The sequence below is a fragment of the Cupriavidus sp. 05T313 genome, from assembly GCF_056396665.1.
Genome location: NZ_JBFTLX010000032.1, coordinates 1 through 18,352, shown reverse-complemented (window position 1 = coordinate 18,352; position 18,352 = coordinate 1). Strand labels below are relative to the sequence as shown.

Genomic DNA, 18,352 nt, shown 5'->3' with positions numbered 1-18,352 from the left:
GGCTTGACGATTCATCTAGAGCAGATTGCATGCCACAGGGCGAATCATGTAGATATCTTTATATTTCAGTAACTTAGCATTAGACATCCAGCCTTTCGCGTGATTTTCACGCGAAAGAAGGCGCGCAGTTGCGTGAAATTCACGCCCCCTCTTCGTCACTTCCGGCAGTCGGGGCCAGCAGGCCCAGCTTCATCATCTGGTGCCGCAAAGCGTGCCGGCTCAACCCCAGGTTCTCGGCCGCCGCACTGAGGCCCTGGTGGCACGACACCAACGTCTGCTCAATCAGCGCGCGTTGGAAGCGTGCCGTGGCCTCGTAATAGTCCTGCCCCCGCTCGGACGCAGCATGCCCGTCCATTGCAGCCGGCTGCGCCACGGCATCGTCCATTGCGCCCGCGGGGCGCGCCACGTCCCGCAGGATGCGCGCCGGCAAGTGATACGGCCGGATGCAATCGCCTTCCTCCAGCACGCAGATGCGTTCCAGCAGGTTTTCAAGTTCACGCACGTTCCCCGGCCACTGGTACGCGCGGAAAATGCGCTCCACCTCCGGATCCAGCCGCCGGAAGTGGCTGCCGTACTGCGCGTTGTACTTCGCCAGCGCGTTGCTCGCGAGCAGGAAAATGTCGTCGCCACGCTCGCGCAGCGGCGGGATATTGATGGCGATCACCTGCAGCCGGTAATACAGATCCTCGCGAAACTTGCCGGCCTTGACCTCGCTCAACAGGATCTTGTTGGTCGCTGCGATAAAGCGGGCATCCACGCTGATGGGACGCACCGCGCCGACCCGCCGGAATCGCCGCGTGTCCAGCAGGGTCAGGATCTTGGACTGCATGACAGGATCCAGCTCGCGGACTTCGTCCAGGAAGACCGTGCCGCCATTCGCCGCCTCGATCAGTCCCTCCTTCCTGCTGACCGCGCCGGTAAACGAACCGCGCTCATGGCCAAACAACTCGGATTCGAGCAACTGGGCGGGAATCGCAGCGCAATTGATATCGATGAACTCGCGCCCAGCCCGATTGGACTGCGCGTGGAGCATGCGCGCCACCAGGCTCTTCCCCGTCCCGGTCTCGCCATAGATCAGCACGGTGCTAGCCTGGCTGCGCCCAACGCGGGCGACCAGTTCACGCAGAGCGACGATGGAGGGATGGTCCCCAACGAGCTGCGGGCGAGAAGGTTCGTTCATCATGGGATACGAGAGCCGGCGCCGGGGCGGAGGACGTCCCGGCGCCGGCAAGTTGAGGTCGGTCATCTGCGCGGAAGATTAACCTATTCCGGCGCGGTGACGGGGATCGAGCGGATGGGTGCATGCGCCACGGGGACAAACACCGCGGCGGCAAGCGCTGGTCCAGCCGGGAATGATGGCRTGGGCGTTGCCATGGGACCTGGACGTTGTCCGGGTTCACCACCTACCGGAGACGGCCGCGACACTCCATGCGGCCAGCCCTGGGGGTTCCGGTAGCCCCCGCACGGTGATCCGATTCCCCGCACCTCCATGGCGGGCGGCATCCTGCGGCAAAGCGCGCTGCCTCACGAACGGTTCGCCCGAATGCTCGCAAGACGGATCCCAATCGAGGCCGAGAGGCCGCCCGCACGCGTCCAGTTTCAAGCAGAAGGCGTCCATTGGCCCCGCGAGCCCAGTGCCGAGGGCCTTGAGCACCGCCTCCTTGCCCGTCCAAGCCCGCAGCACGCCTTGGGCCTGGCAGGCGGGCGGCAGTGCGGCCAGTGCCGTTGATTCGCGGCGCAGGGCGTGGCGCACCAATGCCGGGGGGGCGTCAAGTTGCCGAACGGCCTCGATGTCATTGCCCACGCGTACCGTGCTCGACCGGACGAGTGCCAAGGCCGACCACTCGGCGCTATGGCTCAGGCTGAAGTCAACGTCCGGCCAAGCCGGTAGCCAGGGCTTGCCGCCAGCCGCAATCTCGAAGTGCAGCGACTGCGGCGCCGCCCCAAGCCACAAGCCAAGCCGCCGCCGCAAGCCTGCGTGGCTGCGCAGAAAGCGCCGCCGCTCTCTCTCACGGGGAAACGCCACCCAGCGCATACGTTCGTCGCTGTCCAGCAAGAGCCAATCCTCGGCATCGCGCGCCGCGTCATCATGCAAGCCCGACCAGCAGGCGCATTCCACAAGGACCCCGAGCAGCCTCAGGCGGTAAACGAGCGGCACCGGGCTTATTGACACGTCGTCGGAATTCGCTGGGAAGTACGCCGAACTCCTTGCGAAAGGCGGCGCTGAAATGGTTGACGTTCGAATAGCCTGGACACTGTTGCCGAACAGCGTGTGAAAGCCTTGCTGCAGTTTGAGGTGCTCATGCCGGAGCTCCGGTTGACGGCGGGGCGCAGGCTATGCTGACGGCCAAGGCAGCGCTGGGGAGAACCAGGCTGCCGTGGTCCTCGCCCTCCAGCAGACGGAACTCGGCCCGCAATCCCTGCACGCCCTGCAGGCTCTGCGTGAGAGCGCGGGCAGAGCCGACCTGCTTGCGCGCCTGCTGGCGGCGCGCGCGTTCCGGATCCGCGTTCGGCACGCCTTCTTCAAGGCTGCCTGCCGTGATCAGCAAGCCGATGGGCGGCTGAAGCAGCGACGCCTGCCGCACGAACTGGTCCCGGAATCGCAGGATGGCGCGATCGCCCCACCAGATCGAGGGGCTGGCCGCGATGTAGTTCTGAAACATGCGGCTGCGGGTGAACAAGGCGTACAAGGTCAGCAATCCGCCATAGGAATGGCCGAACAGGATCTGCCGCTGTGGATCGATGGGTAGCTGCCGCGCCAGCCACGGCTGCACGTCATGCTCGAGAAAGGCCAGGAAGCGATCTGCACCGTTGCGGCTCGCTTCGGGTGTTGAGCCCGGTATCGCGGCCAAAGTGTAGTCGTCGGTGCGCCTCTGCATGTCGTAAGGGGCATCCGTGGCATATCCCAGCCCGACCACTACCGGCGTACTGGCCCGCGCTCCATCGGGGCGCGCCGCGCGGTTGCGCGCCAACTGCGCGATCAGGGGAAACAACGCGTTACCGTCCAGCGCGTACAAGACGGGATATCCCTGCTGCGGCGCGGGCTCGGGCGGCAATGCGACGAAAATGCGCCGGCGTTGCCCGGCGATCGTCACGTCGATCTGCCGGCTCGCAGGGACCTGAACGGGCGCCGAAGCGGCAAGGCTCGGCAAGCCGGATCTCATGGACGTGACGCAGCCGGAGAGCGCGCCCCCCAGGCTCGCCAACAACAGCGTGCGGCGTGTGATGGATGCGGATACCGGCATGTCAAGGCCCGAGGCTCGTCCAGCATTCGCCCTGCAGCGCGACCGGCTGGATGCGCGCGGTGTTGGCGGGAATGCGGGCGCTGCAGCCCGCCAGCTCGATAACGGTCTCCTGTGCCTGCGCTGCGCTCACCGTGCAACACAGCACCTGCGCGCAGAGCCGCAACAAAAATTTACTTGTCTTTCTCACGTCGATCCGGTGATGATAATGATTCTCATTTAATTTTATCCTGAAAGGGATGTGCGTTGTAGCGCCGTTTGTTTGGCGAAGCAACGAAATGGTTTGCGCCGCCCCGCCGGATAAGCGGTCGGCACCGCCAAGCTCAGAGGGGCAGGCAGCATGGATGCGCTCGAAGACCRTCTTCTTGATCCCAGCAAGCCAGGATTGGCTGAACACATGGCCAAGATCCGTGAAGTGCGACCGGGCCTGCAAGTGCACGCCGATGACGCGACGGACGAATTCAATGGCACCGTCTTCGGACGCTGCGCCCCCGGCCTGCACCTGGTGCTGCTGCTCGAGGGAAAGCTGGACCTGTCGTATGGCAACCGGCGCGTGGTACTGACGACTGCCTGCCCACGCAGCGCACGCGAGCTTTCCCATGGGCGACCGGGCTGCGCTCAGTCATTCCTGATGAATGCCATCGAGCCCGAAGCCTTCAGCCGTCGAATCAGCAAAGGAAACTATGCGCGACGACTTAGCTTCGTCATCTCCGACCAATGGCTGCAGCACCTCCAGGAGGCCAGTTGCGCGGAGATGCCGGCGCGCTTGCGTTCTCTGCTGTCCTCTCACCTGCTAACGCAGCCCTGGCAGCCTACGCCACGCGCGATAGCCCTGGCCGAGCAGATCGTCCGACCGCCTGCCTATGAACCGATCTTGCAGGCCATTTACCTGGAAAGCCGCATGCTGGACCTGCTGGCGGAGGCATTGGCGCCACCCCGGGGCAGCCAGAGCATCATCCACAATTTCGCGCAGCCAAGTGCGACGGGCCTTAGCGCAAGAGGGTATTGCCGCATGGCGGAGCTGCGGGCATTCCTTAGCGGTGCGGCAGCCAACCAGCTTTCGCTCGAGGATATGGCGCGCCAAATGGGCATGAACGCCAACACCATGCAGCGGCAATTCCGGAGCGCCTACGGCACGACCATATTCGATTTTTTGCGCGAGAGCTCGCTTCAGCGAGCCCGGCTGGCGCTGGAGCACGATGCCCTCAGCATCAAGCAAGCGGCGGCACTAGCCGGCTATACCAGCCCTGCAAATTTCGCAACTGCCTACAAACGGCGTTTCGGGGTGACACCGAAGCTTGCCCGACGCAGCGGCCAGCGCTGAAGACAGTCGCGCAAACAAGTTCGTTTCTTGCGCAAACACTTCGCATGCTTTCAACCTAGATAATGAAACGCGAATGCCTCTCATTAACTAAGTTGAAATCATGTCACATTCCTTACCCTGTTTTGCCCTCAAGTCCGCAGTGGCTGCCGGTGTCCTGGGGGCATCCGGTGCCTTGGCGCAGATACAACCGGGGCAGCCACCAGATGGCGAGGCAACGCTGGGGACCGTGGTTGTGACTGCCAGTCAGCGCGAGCAGGCCATCAAGGAGGCCCCGGCCAGCATTTCCGTGATCACTCGCAAGGATATCGAGGCCAGACCATACAACTCGCTGGCCGACATCATGCGTTCCGTGGAAGGTGTCAGCGTGGTCGGCGCCGGCCCTAACGACCAAGACATCTCGATCCGCGGAATGCCGGGCGAATACACGCTGATGCTGGTGGACGGCAAACGTCAGAACACCAGGGAGACGATGAATCGAAGCACGGCTGGCGTTCAAGCCAATCTGCTACCTCCGTTGAGCGCGATCGAGCGCATCGAGGTGGTGCGGGGCCCGATGTCGTCGTTGTACGGCGCGGATGCGATGGGCGGCGTGATCAACGTCATCACGCGCAAGGTTCCCGAGAAATGGGGCGGCACGGTCACCGTCGGCGGCGTGCTGCAGCAGGAGAAAAACCAGGGCGACACCCAAAGCGTCGATTTCTGGGTCGGCGGCCCGATCAAGAAAGATGTGGTCGGCTTGCAGGTGTCGGGCAAGGCGTTGCATCGCGGCGAAGACAATATCTATTACCCGCTCAATGGCACCAGCGGCGCAAACGGTCAACGCGACCTCAGCTTTGACGTCAAGCTGGCGGTCAAGCCGGCGCGCAATCAGGATTTCAGCCTGAATGCGGGACGAGAGCAACTGACCTATCTCAGCACGCCCGGACAGAGTATCGCGGTCCCGACCCCACGCAATGTGCCAACGACCATCGTCGAGACTCGCCATGCGCGCGAGTACTGGGGCGTCACGCACAGTGGACGATGGGACTTCGGCAACTCCACCTTGTCCCTCTATGGAGAGCGTGGCACGCAGGACCAGTGGACGGCATCGGACCGGACTCCGATCAAGCCGGCGATTACCGACACGGTGCTCGAAGGGAAACTGGAGGTGCCATGGGCGGGAGAGCGCAATATCCTGACCGCGGGTGGTCAGCATATCTGGGCCCAGCTGTCCGGCGTGGGAAGGCAGGATGCGGTGCCGAAGGGCCATGCCCCGAATTCGGACAGCATCAAGCGCGATGCCTGGGCCCTGTTCGGCGAGAACGACTATTTCGTCAACAGCAGATTCACGCTGACCACAGGCGTGYGGCTCGACCATGACGATCGGTATGGCAGCCATGTCAGCCCGCGCGTTTACGGCGTATACAAACTCAGCCCGACATGGACGATGCGCGGCGGCGTGTCCTCCGGCTTCAAACCCCCTACTCTGCGTCAGAGCACCGCTGGATATTGCATGACAACCGGCGGCGTGGCGGGCGCCGTCCCCGGTACCTTGTGCGGGAACGCGAACCTCAAGCCCGAAACCAGCCTCACGCAGGAACTGGGCGTGCGTTACGACCAGGGCAAGAGTCAAGTCAGCCTCACCCTATTCAACAACCTGCTCAAAAACAAGGTATCCAGCTACGACACGGGGGTCGCCGACCCCAACTCCCCTGGCCGCAATATCTATGCGTACAACAACATCGACAAGGTCAAACTGTACGGCCTCGAACTTGGCGTCGGCACACATCTGGCCACGCAATGGAAGATCTCCGGGTCGTACACGATGACCCAATCGCGACGCGAGGGCAAATCGGAAAGAGCATTCAATGGCAGCTCGCTGAACGGTTACCCATTGGATAAGACACCAAAACACAAGCTCAATATGCAGGTGGATTGGACACCCCTGCCCCAGTTGAATCTCTACACCGACATCAACTACATCGGCAGCGAGCAATGGGCAGCATTCCGGAATGGCGCCCAGGGCGTACGCGAAAGACCCTCCACCACCACGTTCGATCTGGGCGGCATGTATCGCATATCCAAGAATCTCGCGATCAATTTTGCCGTGCTGAACCTGACCAACAAGATGGTGCCCGTGGACGACCGTAGTCGCGCCAACGGCTTGAGCGGCAACTGGATGGTGGACCAAGGCCGCCGCTTCGCGCTGAGCCTGACAGCTCAGATGTAAAGATCTTCAATCGCACTCACGACCCGACGTCCCATGTATTTATTAGTGATGCTATCCATTCGGATTGTTCACATGCCGATTGACTCGTTCGTTACTGCTCGGCCATGGCCAGTGCAATGAAAAGCAAGCAATGACGCATGACCGTTGCAGGTGAGAAGAAACGTGGGACCGGTATGCGAATCCTTTCACGTCAACCTAAGTTGGGGGCAAAAAGAATGAATGCTATTCCTCGTGCGGAATCTTCACTCACGGCACATCTCCTCCTGGACCTGTACCGAGCAGATTCACGGCTCTTTCTCTCCAGCCCCAGTCATACGTTGCTGGCGCAGGATGTCATCGACGAAGTGCCTCATTCCGACGACCCGCTAGGCCAGCGTGTACAGCTTGCGCTGAACCAAGCCAGCGCCAAGGGGCATCCGAACGCGGTGGCGGCCGGCGCGATCCCGTTCGACGTTGGCCAGCGCGCGGCGCTTGGTGTCGTCCGCGCGTTGCTGCGTGCCGGGCCCCTGACCGTTTCGCCACCGCCGCTGCCTGCCGCCGAACGCTACGCGACGCGTGCAGTTCCCTCTGGTGAAAATTATGCGGCCGGGGTAGCGCAGGCCATAGCGAACATTCACGCCGGCTATCTGGACAAGGTCGTGCTGGCGCGAGTGCTGGAATTGGCCGGCAGGCACCCGGTAGATGCGCGCGCGCTGCTCACCCGTCTCGCGGCGCGCAATCCCCGCGGCTACACCTTCTCGGTGGAGGTGGGCGAAGGACGCACGCTGCTCGGAGCCAGCCCCGAATTGCTGGTCAGCCGCTACCAGGGCGTAGTGCGGGCCAATCCGCTGGCTGGATCGGCCCCCCGCAGCAGCAACCCGCTTGAGGACCGTCGCCGCGCTGAAGCGCTGATGGAGTCCGCAAAAGATCTGGAAGAGCACCGCGTGGTTGTCGATGCCGTGAAAGAGAGCCTGGCTCCGCTGTGCAAGATGCTGAATGTGCCCAGACGGCCCGCGCTGATGCACACAGAGACGATGTGGCATCTGTCGACTGAAATCAGTGGCACGACGCGGGCCGATGCATTGACGCTGGCAYTGGCCTTGCATCCCACACCCGCGGTGTGCGGCTATCCGCGCAGTGTCGCGAGGGAACTGATTCTGCAGACCGAACCGTTCGATCGCGGCTTTTACACCGGCATGCTGGGCTGGGTGGACGCGCGCGGCGACGGCGAGTGGATTGTCGCCATCCGCTGCGCGGAAATCGCCGCCAATACCTTGCGCCTGTTTGCCGGAGCGGGCGTGGTGAGGGATTCGCAGCCGGATGGGGAGCTGGCGGAAACGACGGCCAAGTTCCGCACGATGCTCGACGCAATGGGCGTGGCTCATGATGCCGCGAGCGGTGCGGCGCCGGAGGTGGCGGCATGATACAGGCCCATTGCACGCCCTGGCCGGATGCGGTCGCCAACGACTATCGCGGGAAGGGATATTGGCAGGGTCAGTCCTTTCCACAGTGGTTGGCTCGACTGGCCGAGCAATATGGCAGGCGTATCGCGTTGGTGCAGGGCGAAACGCGATGGACATACCGCCAGCTCGCGGATGAGGCACAGCGTCTGGCCAGCGGCTTCGTCGAACTGGGGATTCTCCCGCGCGATCGCGTTGTGCTGCAGTTGCCGAATTGCGCCGCATTCTTCATCGTTGTCTTCGCGCTGTTCAGAATCGGTGCGCTGCCGGTCTTCGCACTGCCGGCCCACCGCAAGCAGGAGATCGGCCATTTTTGCCGGCATGCCGAAGCGGTGGCCTATATCGCGGTGGACCGTCATGCCGGATTCGACTACCGCGAATTGGCGAAGAGCGTGCAAGCGGAAGCGCCGACGCTCAAGCATGTACTGATAGCCGGCGATGCGGGAGGTCACATCGCGCTGGACAGCTTGCCTGCAGGCGTGGCCGAATTGCCCGCGGCTCCCGCCGCCAGCGACGTCGCGCTTCTGCAGTTGTCCGGCGGCAGCACCGGCACGCCGAAGCTGATCCCCCGCACGCATGACGACTATCTCTACAGCATTCGCGAAAGCGCGCGCATCTGCGGCCTGACCGAGGACAGCGTCTACCTGTGCGTTTTGCCCGTCGCGCACAACTACGCAATGAGTTCGCCCGGCACGCTGGGCACGCTGCATGCGGGCGGGACCGTCGTGTTGAGCGACAGCGGCAACCCTGATGCGGCCTTTCCGTTGATTGCGCGGGAACGGGTGACCATCACCGCGCTGGTGCCGCCGCTCGTACAGGTCTGGCTTTCCGCCGCCCGGGAGCGGCGGGATGCGTTGGCCAGTTTGCAGGTGGTGCAGGTCGGGGGCGCCCGGTTCGGCGACAGGCTGGCGCAGCGGCTGGAGATCGGTTTGGGCGCGAAACTGCAGCAGGTGTTCGGGATGGCTGAGGGACTCGTCAACTATACGCGGCTCGACGACCCTGTCGACGTGGTGGTGCGCTCGCAAGGCCGCCCGCTCTCGCCGGACGATGAGATCCGCATCGTGGATGACGAGGATCAGCCCGTCGCGCCGGGCGAGGTGGGCCATCTGCTGACCCGCGGCCCCTACACCATTCGCGGCTATTACAAGGCCGATGCGCATAACGCGCGCGCTTTCACGCCGGATGGCTTCTACCGCACCGGCGACCGTGTGCGCATGACGGAAGCGGGCAATCTGGTGGTGGAAGGCCGTGCGAAGGATCAGATCAATCGCGGCGGCGAGAAGGTCTCGGCTGAAGAAGTGGAGCACTTGCTGATGGCGCATCCCGAGGTCGTCGATGCGGCGCTAGTGCCGATGCCCGACGCCTATCTGGGCGAGAAAATCTGCGCCTATGTGATCCGCGGCAATCCGGCGCTGCACGCGGTAGGCCTTTTGCGCTTTCTGCGCACGCAAGGCATTGCCGCCTACAAGATTCCTGACCGCGTCGAGTTCGTCGACGTACTCCCGAAGACGGCCGTCGGCAAGACCAACAAGCTGGCATTGCGCAGGGACATCGCGAATCGGCTGGCAGCCGCCGAGGCGGCCGCCGGATAAATCACGGTGAATGAACAGCCCGCCCCGCGTCATCCATCACATCCACTGAATATTCGTATCGTTGATATGGCAATCCAAAAGATCACCTCTTACACCATGCCCGCGGACTTGCCTGCCAATCGGGTGGCATGGTGTTTCGATGTCAGTCGCGGGGCTTTGCTGGTGCACGACATGCAGGACTATTTCCTGGATTTCTATGACCGTCGGGCAGCTCCCATTCCTGATCTGCTGGCACATACGCGGCGCCTGATCGATATCGCGCACGCTACCGGCATGCCGGTGTATTACACCGCGCAACTACCTCGGCAGACAGCGACCGAACGAGGCCTGCTGACGGACATGTGGGGCCCCGGATTGACGGCGCAGCCAACGCGCGGCGCCATTTGCGCGAGCCTGTCCCCCTCGCCTGGCGATCATATTCTCGACAAATGGCGCTACAGCGCGTTTCAGCGCTCAGAACTCGAAACCATGCTGCGCCAGCAACAAAGGGACCAGCTTGCCATTTGCGGCATCTACGCGCACATCGGCTGCCTGATGACAGCGTGCGAGGCGTTCATGAGAGACATCCAGCCATTCTTCGTGGCCGATGCACTGGCCGATTTTTCCCGGGAGGCGCACAGCATGGCGCTCGATTACGTGGCGCAGCGCTGCGGCAAGGTCGTGTGCACGGAAGAACTGGCCGCCGGAATTGCCGCGCGCGGCTTCGTCAGGCCGCGGTCGCTCTCCGCGCTGACGGCGCAGGTCGCGCGCAGCCTGCAGATAGTGGAAACGGATTTGCAGTCGCACCACAACCTGATGGACTGGGGACTGGACTCGGTGCGCATCATGGCCTGGGTCGAGGAACTGCGCCAGGCCGGCGCGGACGTCAGCTTCGTGCAATTGGCGCAAGAGCCGACGCTCGCCGCATGGTGGCGATTGCTGCAGGGCGCCGCCAACACGCGCGCATGAATGGGGCGTTCCTGCGCATGCAACGCCCGATCTCACGAGCGAACGAGAATGCCATGCTTGTCAGTACCGCCGCAGTCGCCTTGGCGCAAGCAGACAGAATCCTGTTCAAGATGTGCAAGCACTATGCCGTCAAGGTGAGAGTCGTGTTTGACGCGGAGACTGCAGCCATCGATTTTCCATATGGCAGATGCCAGATCACGCGCACGGATGACGTACTGCGCATGCGTTGCGAAGCCGAGTCAGCGGAAAAGCTGGAGAAAATTCAGTACGTCATGGACGAACATCTGGCGCTCATGGCACGCAACAAGGAACTCGTGATCGACTGGCAGCGGGCTTGATCCCCTGCCCGCTCTCTTCTCCGTCTATGCATTCCTCCCGTGGGACGCCACCTCATGCCGCAAACAACTCAACGCATGCACACTACCTCCGCGCAATACGGCATCTGGGTAGCACAACAAGTCGATACCCACGATCCTGGGTATCTAACGGCGGAAACGATCGAACTCGGCGGCGCCCTGGACATGGCTGCGTTCATGGCCAGCGTGCAAGAGGTCCTTGACCACTGCGATGCGCTGCACATGCGTTTCGAGTGGGATGACGACATCCTGTGGCAACGCCGCCAGCCGGCCTGCACGCAAGTGCCGCTGGTGGATTTCGGCGCGCAGGCCGATCCGGTGCGGGCTGCACAGGACTGGATGCAGACCTCCCTGTCCATCTGTTGCGACGTGACGTCGGACGCCTTGTATCGCACGGCGCTGTTCAGGCTCTCGGCGCAATGTCATTGGTGGTATTTGCAGGTGCATCACATTGCGCTCGACGGTTTCGGCTACAGCCTGATCCAGCAGGCCGTGGCCGCCCGCTACAACGCCCGCGTGGCGCACGCGCCCCTGCCGCCGTTGCCCGATTGGAAGCTGGACAACGTCGTGGCCGCGGAAGCCCATTACAGGCAAACAGGCAAGTTCGACATCGACCGGGCATTTTGGCGTGAACACCTGCGTGAGGTGCCCTCTGCCGCACGATTGGCACCAGAGCAAGACTTCGGCAACACGGCGATCCGCCATACGTTGTTGCTGGATCCGGCGCACGTCAGGGTCTTGCGCGCCGCCGCCGAAGCCGCTCGGGCGGATTGGGCCGCATGGATACTCACGGCCATCGGCTTGTGGCTCGGCAAGCAGGCAGGCCAGCGGCAGCTGACGTTCGGTCTGCCGGTACTGAACCGGCTAGGCACGCCTGCGCTCAGTGTGCCATGCATGGCGATGAACATCGTGCCGCTGAGCGCGCATGTGCGCGCCGATGCGTCACTGCAGGCGTTGGTGGCCGAAACTGTCGGCAGGCTGCGCGCGATCAAGCCCCATCTGTACTATCGCTACGGCTGGATACGGGGCGACCTGGGACTGCTGGAGAGCAACAAGTTTCTGTTCAACCAGGCCGTCAACCTGATGCCATTCGATCGGCAGGTGGCTTTCGCTCATCTGTCCAGCGAAACGCGCCCCGCGAGCGGCGGGCCCGTCAAGGACTTGAACTTGACGCTGGCCGTACGCAACGGCGCATGGCACTTGACACTGGAAGCCAATCCCAACGCCTATGACGTGACGCGGCTGACGGCGCTGGCCGGCAGTCTGTCCAAGTGGCTCTTCGCGCTGGCCGGCCATGCGCCCGCTGCGCCCCTGGCGCCGTTGCTGGGCGATATGCCGTCGCTGTCGATCTGCCGGAGCAAGCCGCTGGACGAACCGGCACTCGACGTGATCGCGTTGCTGCGGCGGATGGCGGCGCGCTACCCCGACCACATCGCCATCGAGTCGAACGGCGCTCGCCTGGACTATCAAAGCCTCCTGAAACAGGTCGAGGCCTTGGCTGCCGCGTTGGCGCGGCGCGGCATGAACGAGCACAGCCGGATCGCGGTACTGGCATCGCGCTCGCCGGCTGCCATCGTCGCGACGCTGGCCGTCCTGTGGGTGGGGGCGGTATTCGTGCCGTTGGATCCCGAGGGGCCCGCGCGGCGCACCGCGAGCATCTTGACCGACGCGGCTCCCGACTTGGTGCTGACGCGCATGCCGTGGCGAGGGCTGGCCGGATCGCTGCCCGTGCTGGATCTGGATCAGCCCGGCGCCATGATCGAGGGCCCCGCGCGTTGCTGTTCGCCGCAGCCGCAACACCCGGCGTATCTGCTGTACACGGCGGGCTCCACCGGCGAGCCCAACGGCGTGCTGGTCGGGCGTGGGGCGCTCGCGCATTTTGTGGCCAGCACTCGTGCGGCGTACGGCATCGAGCCGGCGGACCGGGTGTTGCAGTTCGCTCCGCTGCATTTCGATACCAGTCTGGAAGAGATCTTCATCACGCTTTGCCACGGCGCTACGCTCGTCGTGCGCGACGATGCGATGCTCGATTCGGCGACGGTGTTCGCCACGTCGGTGAAGCGCCTCGGCATCACCGTGCTCGACCTGCCCACCGCTTACTGGCATGTGCTCGCACATGCCCTGGATCCGGACACCGCACGCAAGCTTGATCGCCTGCGCCTGACCATCATTGGCGGCGAAGCCGCCCTCCCCGAGCGGGTAGCACGCTGGCGAGAGCTGTTGCCCGGACAGGTGTTGCTGAACACCTACGGCCCGACCGAAAGCACCATCATCGCGACCACCGCGCGGCTGTGCGGTCCGAGAGCCGCATGGGAGGCCGGCGACGCCGTGYCTATCGGTTTGCCTCGTCCCGGCATCGAAGCGCGCATCGTGGACGATCGCCTGTATCCCGTCGCGGCAGGCGTCGCGGGCGAGCTAGTGTTGAGCGGCGACGCACTGGCGCTGCATTATCTGCACGACCCACAGCTCACGGCCGCGCGCTTTGTCCGCTTGCCCGATTCCGGCCAGCGCGCCTATCGCACCGGCGATCTGGCACAACTGCAAGGCGGGCAGCTGCGCTTTCTCGGACGCATCGATCATCAGATCAAGATCAGCGGGCTGCGCATCGATCCGCTGGAAATCGAAAACCTGCTGCTCGGCGCACCCGCTGTGCGCGAAGCGGCCGTGGTTCCGGTGCAGCGCGGGCCTGGCATCTGCGCGTTGGCCGCGTTCGTGGCGGGCACGGGGGACGTGCAGGCGCTGCGGGCGATGCTGGCTCAGTCATTGCCCGCGCCCGCTGTTCCGGATGCCTGGCATGTGCTCGAGCAATTGCCGCGCAGCCCCAACGGCAAGACGGATCGCAAGGCCCTGCTGGCACATGCCGCGAGCCGGATCGCGGCCGCGGATCTCAATGTGGACGGTGCAGGTGCGCTCGAGCGGCAGGTGATGCGGATCTGGCGCCAGGTGCTGGGCGACGTGCCGTTGACGACGACATCGAACTTCTTCGATCTAGGCGGAAAATCCTTGCAGGCGATGCAGACGGCCAGTCAGCTCGCGCTGGAATTGGGCCGGGACGTGCCTGTGTCCATGCTCTTCCGCCACGGCACGGTGCAGGCGCTTGCCCATGCGCTGGCGGCGCCGCTGGCCTACCGGCCACAGGCCTTGCACGATGCCTTTGCGCCGTTGCTTCCCATCCAGACTGGCTCGTCCGGCGCCCCGGCGCTCTTCTGCCTGCACCCGGCCGACGGGCTCGCCTGGAGCTATCTGCGTTTGGCACGCCATCTGCCCGATATGACCGTGCACGGCCTGCAGATGTCGGTGGAGCAAACGCTGGCGGCGCAAGACTTCGACGCGTTAGTCGAGGGCTACGTGCAGCGCGTGCGTGCGTTGCAGTCTGACGGGCCGTACCACCTGCTGGGATGGTCTCTGGGCGGCGCGCTGGCCCATGCCGTCGCCGCAAGGCTAGCGCTGCAGGGCCACGCGATTGGCTTGCTGGCGCTAATGGACAGCTATCCTGTCTCGGCCTGGGTGGCGCACCCGCAGCCCATCCTGCGCGACGCGTTGCAGATACTGCTGACCGTCAACGGCGATTTCGATACGGCCGGACTGGCGGACGAAGCGCTGCGTCAGCGGCTGTTGCGCACGAATAGCCCGTTCGCCGCGCTGGGCCGGTCCGGGCTCGACGCGTTCGCGCGGCAAACGCTGCGCCAGATGCAGTTGTTCCGCGCGAGCCAGACGCCGTCGTATGACGGCGAACTGCTGCTCTTCCGGGCCTCGCGCAAGCCCGGCCACTTACCTGGCCTCGATAGCTGGAGGCCGCATCTGCGGCCAGGCCGCTTGCAATGCAGCATGCTCGACTGCTCGCACGACAGCATGTCCGACCCAGCGCCCATTGCTGTCATCGGCGCAACGCTGGCTGCGCGACTGGCATAGCCGGGCCGGCCGGCAACAGCCGCCGCATCCCCTTCTTTTACAGGAGTCTTATCGCATGGACAGCACCATTACCGATTTTCCGGAATCCATTGCCGTGGTGAGCGGCGCGGCCCAAGGCATAGGCGCGGCCGTGGTTCGCGCGCTCTGCGCGCGCGGCGTGGCCGTCGCCGCGCTCGACATCCAGGCGGAAGGGCTGGAACAACTGGCGACCGACGGTGCGGCAGCCGGGTACCGGATTCATCCTGTAACGGTAGATATCGCCGATGGCGCCGCCGTGCGCGCCGTAGTGGATCGCATCGACACGCAGATCGGCCCGATCGGCATGCTGGCCAACGTCGCGGGCATTTTGCGCGTCGCGAGCGTCGATGCCCTGCGCGACGAAGACTGGGACCGCAGCTTTGCCGTCAACATGCACGGCGTGTTCCACTTGTCGCGTGCAGTGGCGCAACGGATGATGCCGCGCCGAGGAGGCAGCATCGTCACGGTTGGCTCGAACGCGGCGTTCGTGCCACGCATGCAGATGGCGGCCTATGCGGCATCCAAGGCGGCTGCGCATCAATTCACCAAATGCCTCGGCCTGGAGCTCGCCGAGCACGGCATCCGCTGCAACATCGTCGCCCCCGGTTCGACCGACACCCGGATGCAGCGCCAACTATGGACGAATAGGAGAACCAAGAAAGGCGTCATTGCGGGTTCGTTGCCCGCATATCGCACGGGCATCCCGTTGGGCCGCATTGCAGATCCCGAAGACATCGCATCAGCCGTGCTGTTCCTGCTGTCGAACGCGTCTCGGCACGTCACGCTGCACAGCTTGTGCGTAGACGGCGGCGCCACGCTGGGCGTGTGAATCCAGCCGAATTTCGTCAGCGCCCCGGTCACTCAATCAAAAACGTACCGACTGCCTTCGCTTGCTATCGCCCACCCACCAGTACCTCTGCCTTCAGGACCGCCATGTCCACCAAGTCCATCCAGACAACGTCTGCAGTCACGCTACCCGTCGCCGAGCTGATGCCGCTATTGATCGCCAATCTCACGACCATGGGAGGCAGCTACGCCTTTATCGCCGTGGCGGGGCCGATGGCCCGCCTGATGCATCTGCAGGCCTGGCATGTCGGCGCCATCATCGGAATGGTCGGGCTGGTTTGGATCGTAACCGCCCGCGTCTGGGGGCGAGCCGTGGATGCCCGGGGCCGTGTGCCAGTGCTCCGCATGGCGATCGTCGGCTTCACCGTCTCCTACGTACTGTTGGCGTGCTACGTCTGGTGGGCGCTGCAAGGTGGTACGCATCACGTCCCTGCCATGGGCTTGAATATCGCAGCGCTACTGCTCACGCGCGCGGCGATGGGTGGCTTCTTTGCCGGCCTGCCCGTGGCGGCCACCGCCTGGATTGCCGACCACACCGAGGCCCAGTCACGGGCTGCCGCCCTGGCACGATTTGGCGCGGCTGGCGCCATTGGCATGGTATTCGCTCCGCCCGTGGCGGGTTGGCTTGGTCAATACGACCTATCCGTCGCGCTGCTCGTCTTTGCGCTGCTGCCGCTCGTCGGACTACCATGGCTGGGGCGTCTGCATGACACGCGCAAACCACAAGCTCCGCGCGCCCCGCAACGCCTGAAGATCACCGACATCCGCATYCGCCTGCCGTGGCTGAGTTCCTTTACGCTGTTCAGCGTCGTCATGATGGCCAACAGCTCGCTAGGCTTTTATGTCATCGACCGCTTGGACGTAGCGGCCCACCAAGCGGCCGCCGTTGTAGGCTATGCCCTGGGCAGCGCCGGGCTCGGCTTGATCCTGATGCAAACGATCGTTAGCAGGCTGCCGCATGTCGCGCCCCGGCAATGGCTGCGATGGGGTGCATTGGCAGGTGCCGCGGGCTTTGCATCCGTCTTGCTGGTCGGACCAACGCAGCCGATGGCCGTGTGCCTGAGCTATTCCGTGGCCGCCCTGGGCATGGGCGCGGCGTTCCCGGCAGTTGCCGCGCTTGCCAGCAATGCTGTCTCCGCTTCCGAGCAAGGCGCTAGCGCCGGCGCGATGTCCGCCGCGCAAGGGCTAAGCATGGTGGTGGCGCCGCTGCTCGGCACGGCGCTCTATGACCTGCTGCCGCCCGCAACCTTTGCATTGATCAGCATCCTGTTGCTGGTGCTGTTCGGCGCGACCTGGCGAGGCACAAGGGGACATGTCGCAGCATGACGGTGTGGCATCCTGGTTCATTTCCCGGTAACTCGTGCCACCTTCACGGTACCGAAGAGCCACCAGCTGGAAGGCCGCCTGCGCAGCCTTGAGTTCCACCTGCGCGGGGATCAGTTGGCTRCTCCGGGTTGCACGGCCCGTGAGCTGCACGCGCCGTGCCTATGGCAGAGAGCACTGCTTTCGCGCCCCGACCGGGGCCGCCATATGCAACACCTCGCCGTCTCTTGGAATGCGCAACCGCGCTTCGACACCTGCCTGCCTTGCGGCGAGCGCTAGCGCGGACCGCGTCACCGGACAGTGGCTGAGCGCTTCCAGATGATTCGCAACCACCGTGCCAGGCGCCAGGCGGGTGAATTCGACGACCTCGTCGATGCCCATGATGATGTCGCTACCCATATCGAATCGCGCACCTCCGGCGGGTACGACGCAGACTTGCGGGCGATGGTGCGCAACGAACTCCCGGACCGTTGGCGTGAGTACCGTATCGCCGCTCAGGTAGAGGCTGGGCTCATCCGGCACCTCGATCAGATAGCCGACCCCATGCTCCATCAGCTTGCCGACCAAGCCACGGCCGTGCGTGCAGCGAACCGTGCGAATCCGACCGCCCATGAAGGGGTTGGGCTGCCCGTGCGCTTCCGGCAACGGCTGGACATTCAATCCGCGTTCGGCCAGATGGCGCCCATCGTGCGGTGTGCAGATGATCGGAAGCTGCCGATCGCACAGCCAACTTTTTGCCGCGCGGTCCAGATGATCGAAATGACCTTTCTGGCAATGCGTTATCAGGCAATGGGTGACCGACTCAAGCGCTGTCGCAGCCGATTCGGGTAAATCGACCAATGGGTTACGTTGCCTTGCGCCGAATACCCGCAAAGGCGGAAGCGCATTTTTAGGGGCAAACATCGGGTCGATCAGGATTCGATTCGGCCCGAACTCCACAATGATGGTCGCGTTGCGAAGGTGGTGAATTTTCATGACGAAGCCTCCGGGAAGAAACCTTATTGTCTCGACGCGGAAACCCGTTGAGAATGGCGAGATTGGACATAATTGATTCGGTTTCTGCCATGCCAAAACCACTACGCATTGGTTTGCTTCTATTTCCGGGCTGTATGCCGGCAGGGTTATTCGCGTTTTCCGATATGC

14 protein-coding genes are annotated in these 18,352 nt (G+C 63.8%); 9 read left to right on the top strand and 5 right to left on the bottom strand.

Going from position 1 to position 18,352, the window contains the following annotated elements; all coding sequences use genetic code 11:
• Window positions 1–139 precede the first annotated feature (139 nt).
• The 4 genes from AC1DKD_RS10270 to AC1DKD_RS10255 form a co-directional block, all read right to left on the bottom strand.
• Entirely contained in the window at window positions 140–1,183 is a 1,044-nt protein-coding gene (locus AC1DKD_RS10270; RefSeq protein ID WP_441632464.1) for a sigma-54 interaction domain-containing protein, read from the bottom strand.
• Window positions 1,184–1,396: 213 nt separating this feature from the next.
• Window positions 1,397–2,056 (bottom strand): 4'-phosphopantetheinyl transferase family protein, encoded by a 660-nt coding sequence (locus AC1DKD_RS10265; RefSeq protein WP_441632462.1) that lies wholly within the window; start codon window positions 2,054–2,056, stop codon window positions 1,397–1,399.
• 244 nt (window positions 2,057–2,300) lie between these two features.
• Entirely contained in the window at window positions 2,301–3,209 is a 909-nt protein-coding gene (locus AC1DKD_RS10260; RefSeq protein WP_477143245.1) for an alpha/beta hydrolase, read from the bottom strand.
• 37 nt (window positions 3,210–3,246) lie between these two features.
• Window positions 3,247–3,639, bottom strand: coding sequence for a hypothetical protein (locus AC1DKD_RS10255; RefSeq protein WP_477143244.1), 393 nt, complete (start codon window positions 3,637–3,639; stop codon window positions 3,247–3,249).
• Here AC1DKD_RS10255 and AC1DKD_RS10250 point away from each other — a divergent pair, their 5' ends adjacent.
• From AC1DKD_RS10250 to AC1DKD_RS10210, 9 genes are all read left to right on the top strand, one after another.
• Entirely contained in the window at window positions 3,640–4,566 is a 927-nt protein-coding gene (locus AC1DKD_RS10250) for a helix-turn-helix transcriptional regulator (protein ID WP_477111956.1), read from the top strand.
• 100 nt (window positions 4,567–4,666) lie between these two features.
• Window positions 4,667–6,775, top strand: a complete 2,109-nt coding sequence (locus AC1DKD_RS10245) for a TonB-dependent receptor domain-containing protein (RefSeq protein WP_477143243.1) — start codon at window positions 4,667–4,669, stop codon at window positions 6,773–6,775.
• A gap of 137 nt (window positions 6,776–6,912) precedes the next feature.
• Window positions 6,913–8,178: an isochorismate synthase gene (locus tag AC1DKD_RS10240; RefSeq protein ID WP_441632453.1), complete on the top strand. Its 1,266-nt coding sequence runs from the start codon at window positions 6,913–6,915 to the stop codon at window positions 8,176–8,178.
• A complete protein-coding gene (locus AC1DKD_RS10235) occupies window positions 8,175–9,806 on the top strand; it encodes a (2,3-dihydroxybenzoyl)adenylate synthase (protein ID WP_441632451.1) in 1,632 nt (543 codons plus the stop codon). Before AC1DKD_RS10240 ends, AC1DKD_RS10235 begins: the two co-directional genes overlap by 4 nt.
• Window positions 9,807–9,812: 6 nt before the next feature.
• Window positions 9,813–10,754, top strand: coding sequence for an isochorismatase (locus AC1DKD_RS10230; RefSeq protein ID WP_441632449.1), 942 nt, complete (start codon window positions 9,813–9,815; stop codon window positions 10,752–10,754).
• Between the two features lie 53 nt (window positions 10,755–10,807).
• Window positions 10,808–11,092: a DUF2218 domain-containing protein gene (locus AC1DKD_RS10225; protein WP_477143242.1), complete on the top strand. Its 285-nt coding sequence runs from the start codon at window positions 10,808–10,810 to the stop codon at window positions 11,090–11,092.
• Window positions 11,093–11,146: 54 nt separating this feature from the next.
• Window positions 11,147–15,022 (top strand): amino acid adenylation domain-containing protein, encoded by a 3,876-nt coding sequence (locus tag AC1DKD_RS10220; protein WP_477143241.1) that lies wholly within the window; start codon window positions 11,147–11,149, stop codon window positions 15,020–15,022.
• Window positions 15,023–15,077: 55 nt separating this feature from the next.
• Window positions 15,078–15,869 carry a 2,3-dihydro-2,3-dihydroxybenzoate dehydrogenase gene (locus AC1DKD_RS10215; RefSeq protein ID WP_441632443.1) on the top strand — a complete coding sequence of 264 codons (792 nt, stop codon included), beginning with the start codon at window positions 15,078–15,080 and terminating at the stop codon, window positions 15,867–15,869.
• 104 nt (window positions 15,870–15,973) lie between these two features.
• Entirely contained in the window at window positions 15,974–17,212 is a 1,239-nt protein-coding gene (locus tag AC1DKD_RS10210; RefSeq protein WP_441632441.1) for an MFS transporter, read from the top strand.
• Window positions 17,213–17,371: 159 nt separating this feature from the next.
• On the opposite strand, the gene AC1DKD_RS10205 is transcribed toward AC1DKD_RS10210, so the two are convergent.
• Window positions 17,372–18,352, bottom strand: a 981-nt coding sequence (locus AC1DKD_RS10205) for an MBL fold metallo-hydrolase (RefSeq protein WP_477143240.1), incomplete at its 5' end; no start/stop codon positions are given.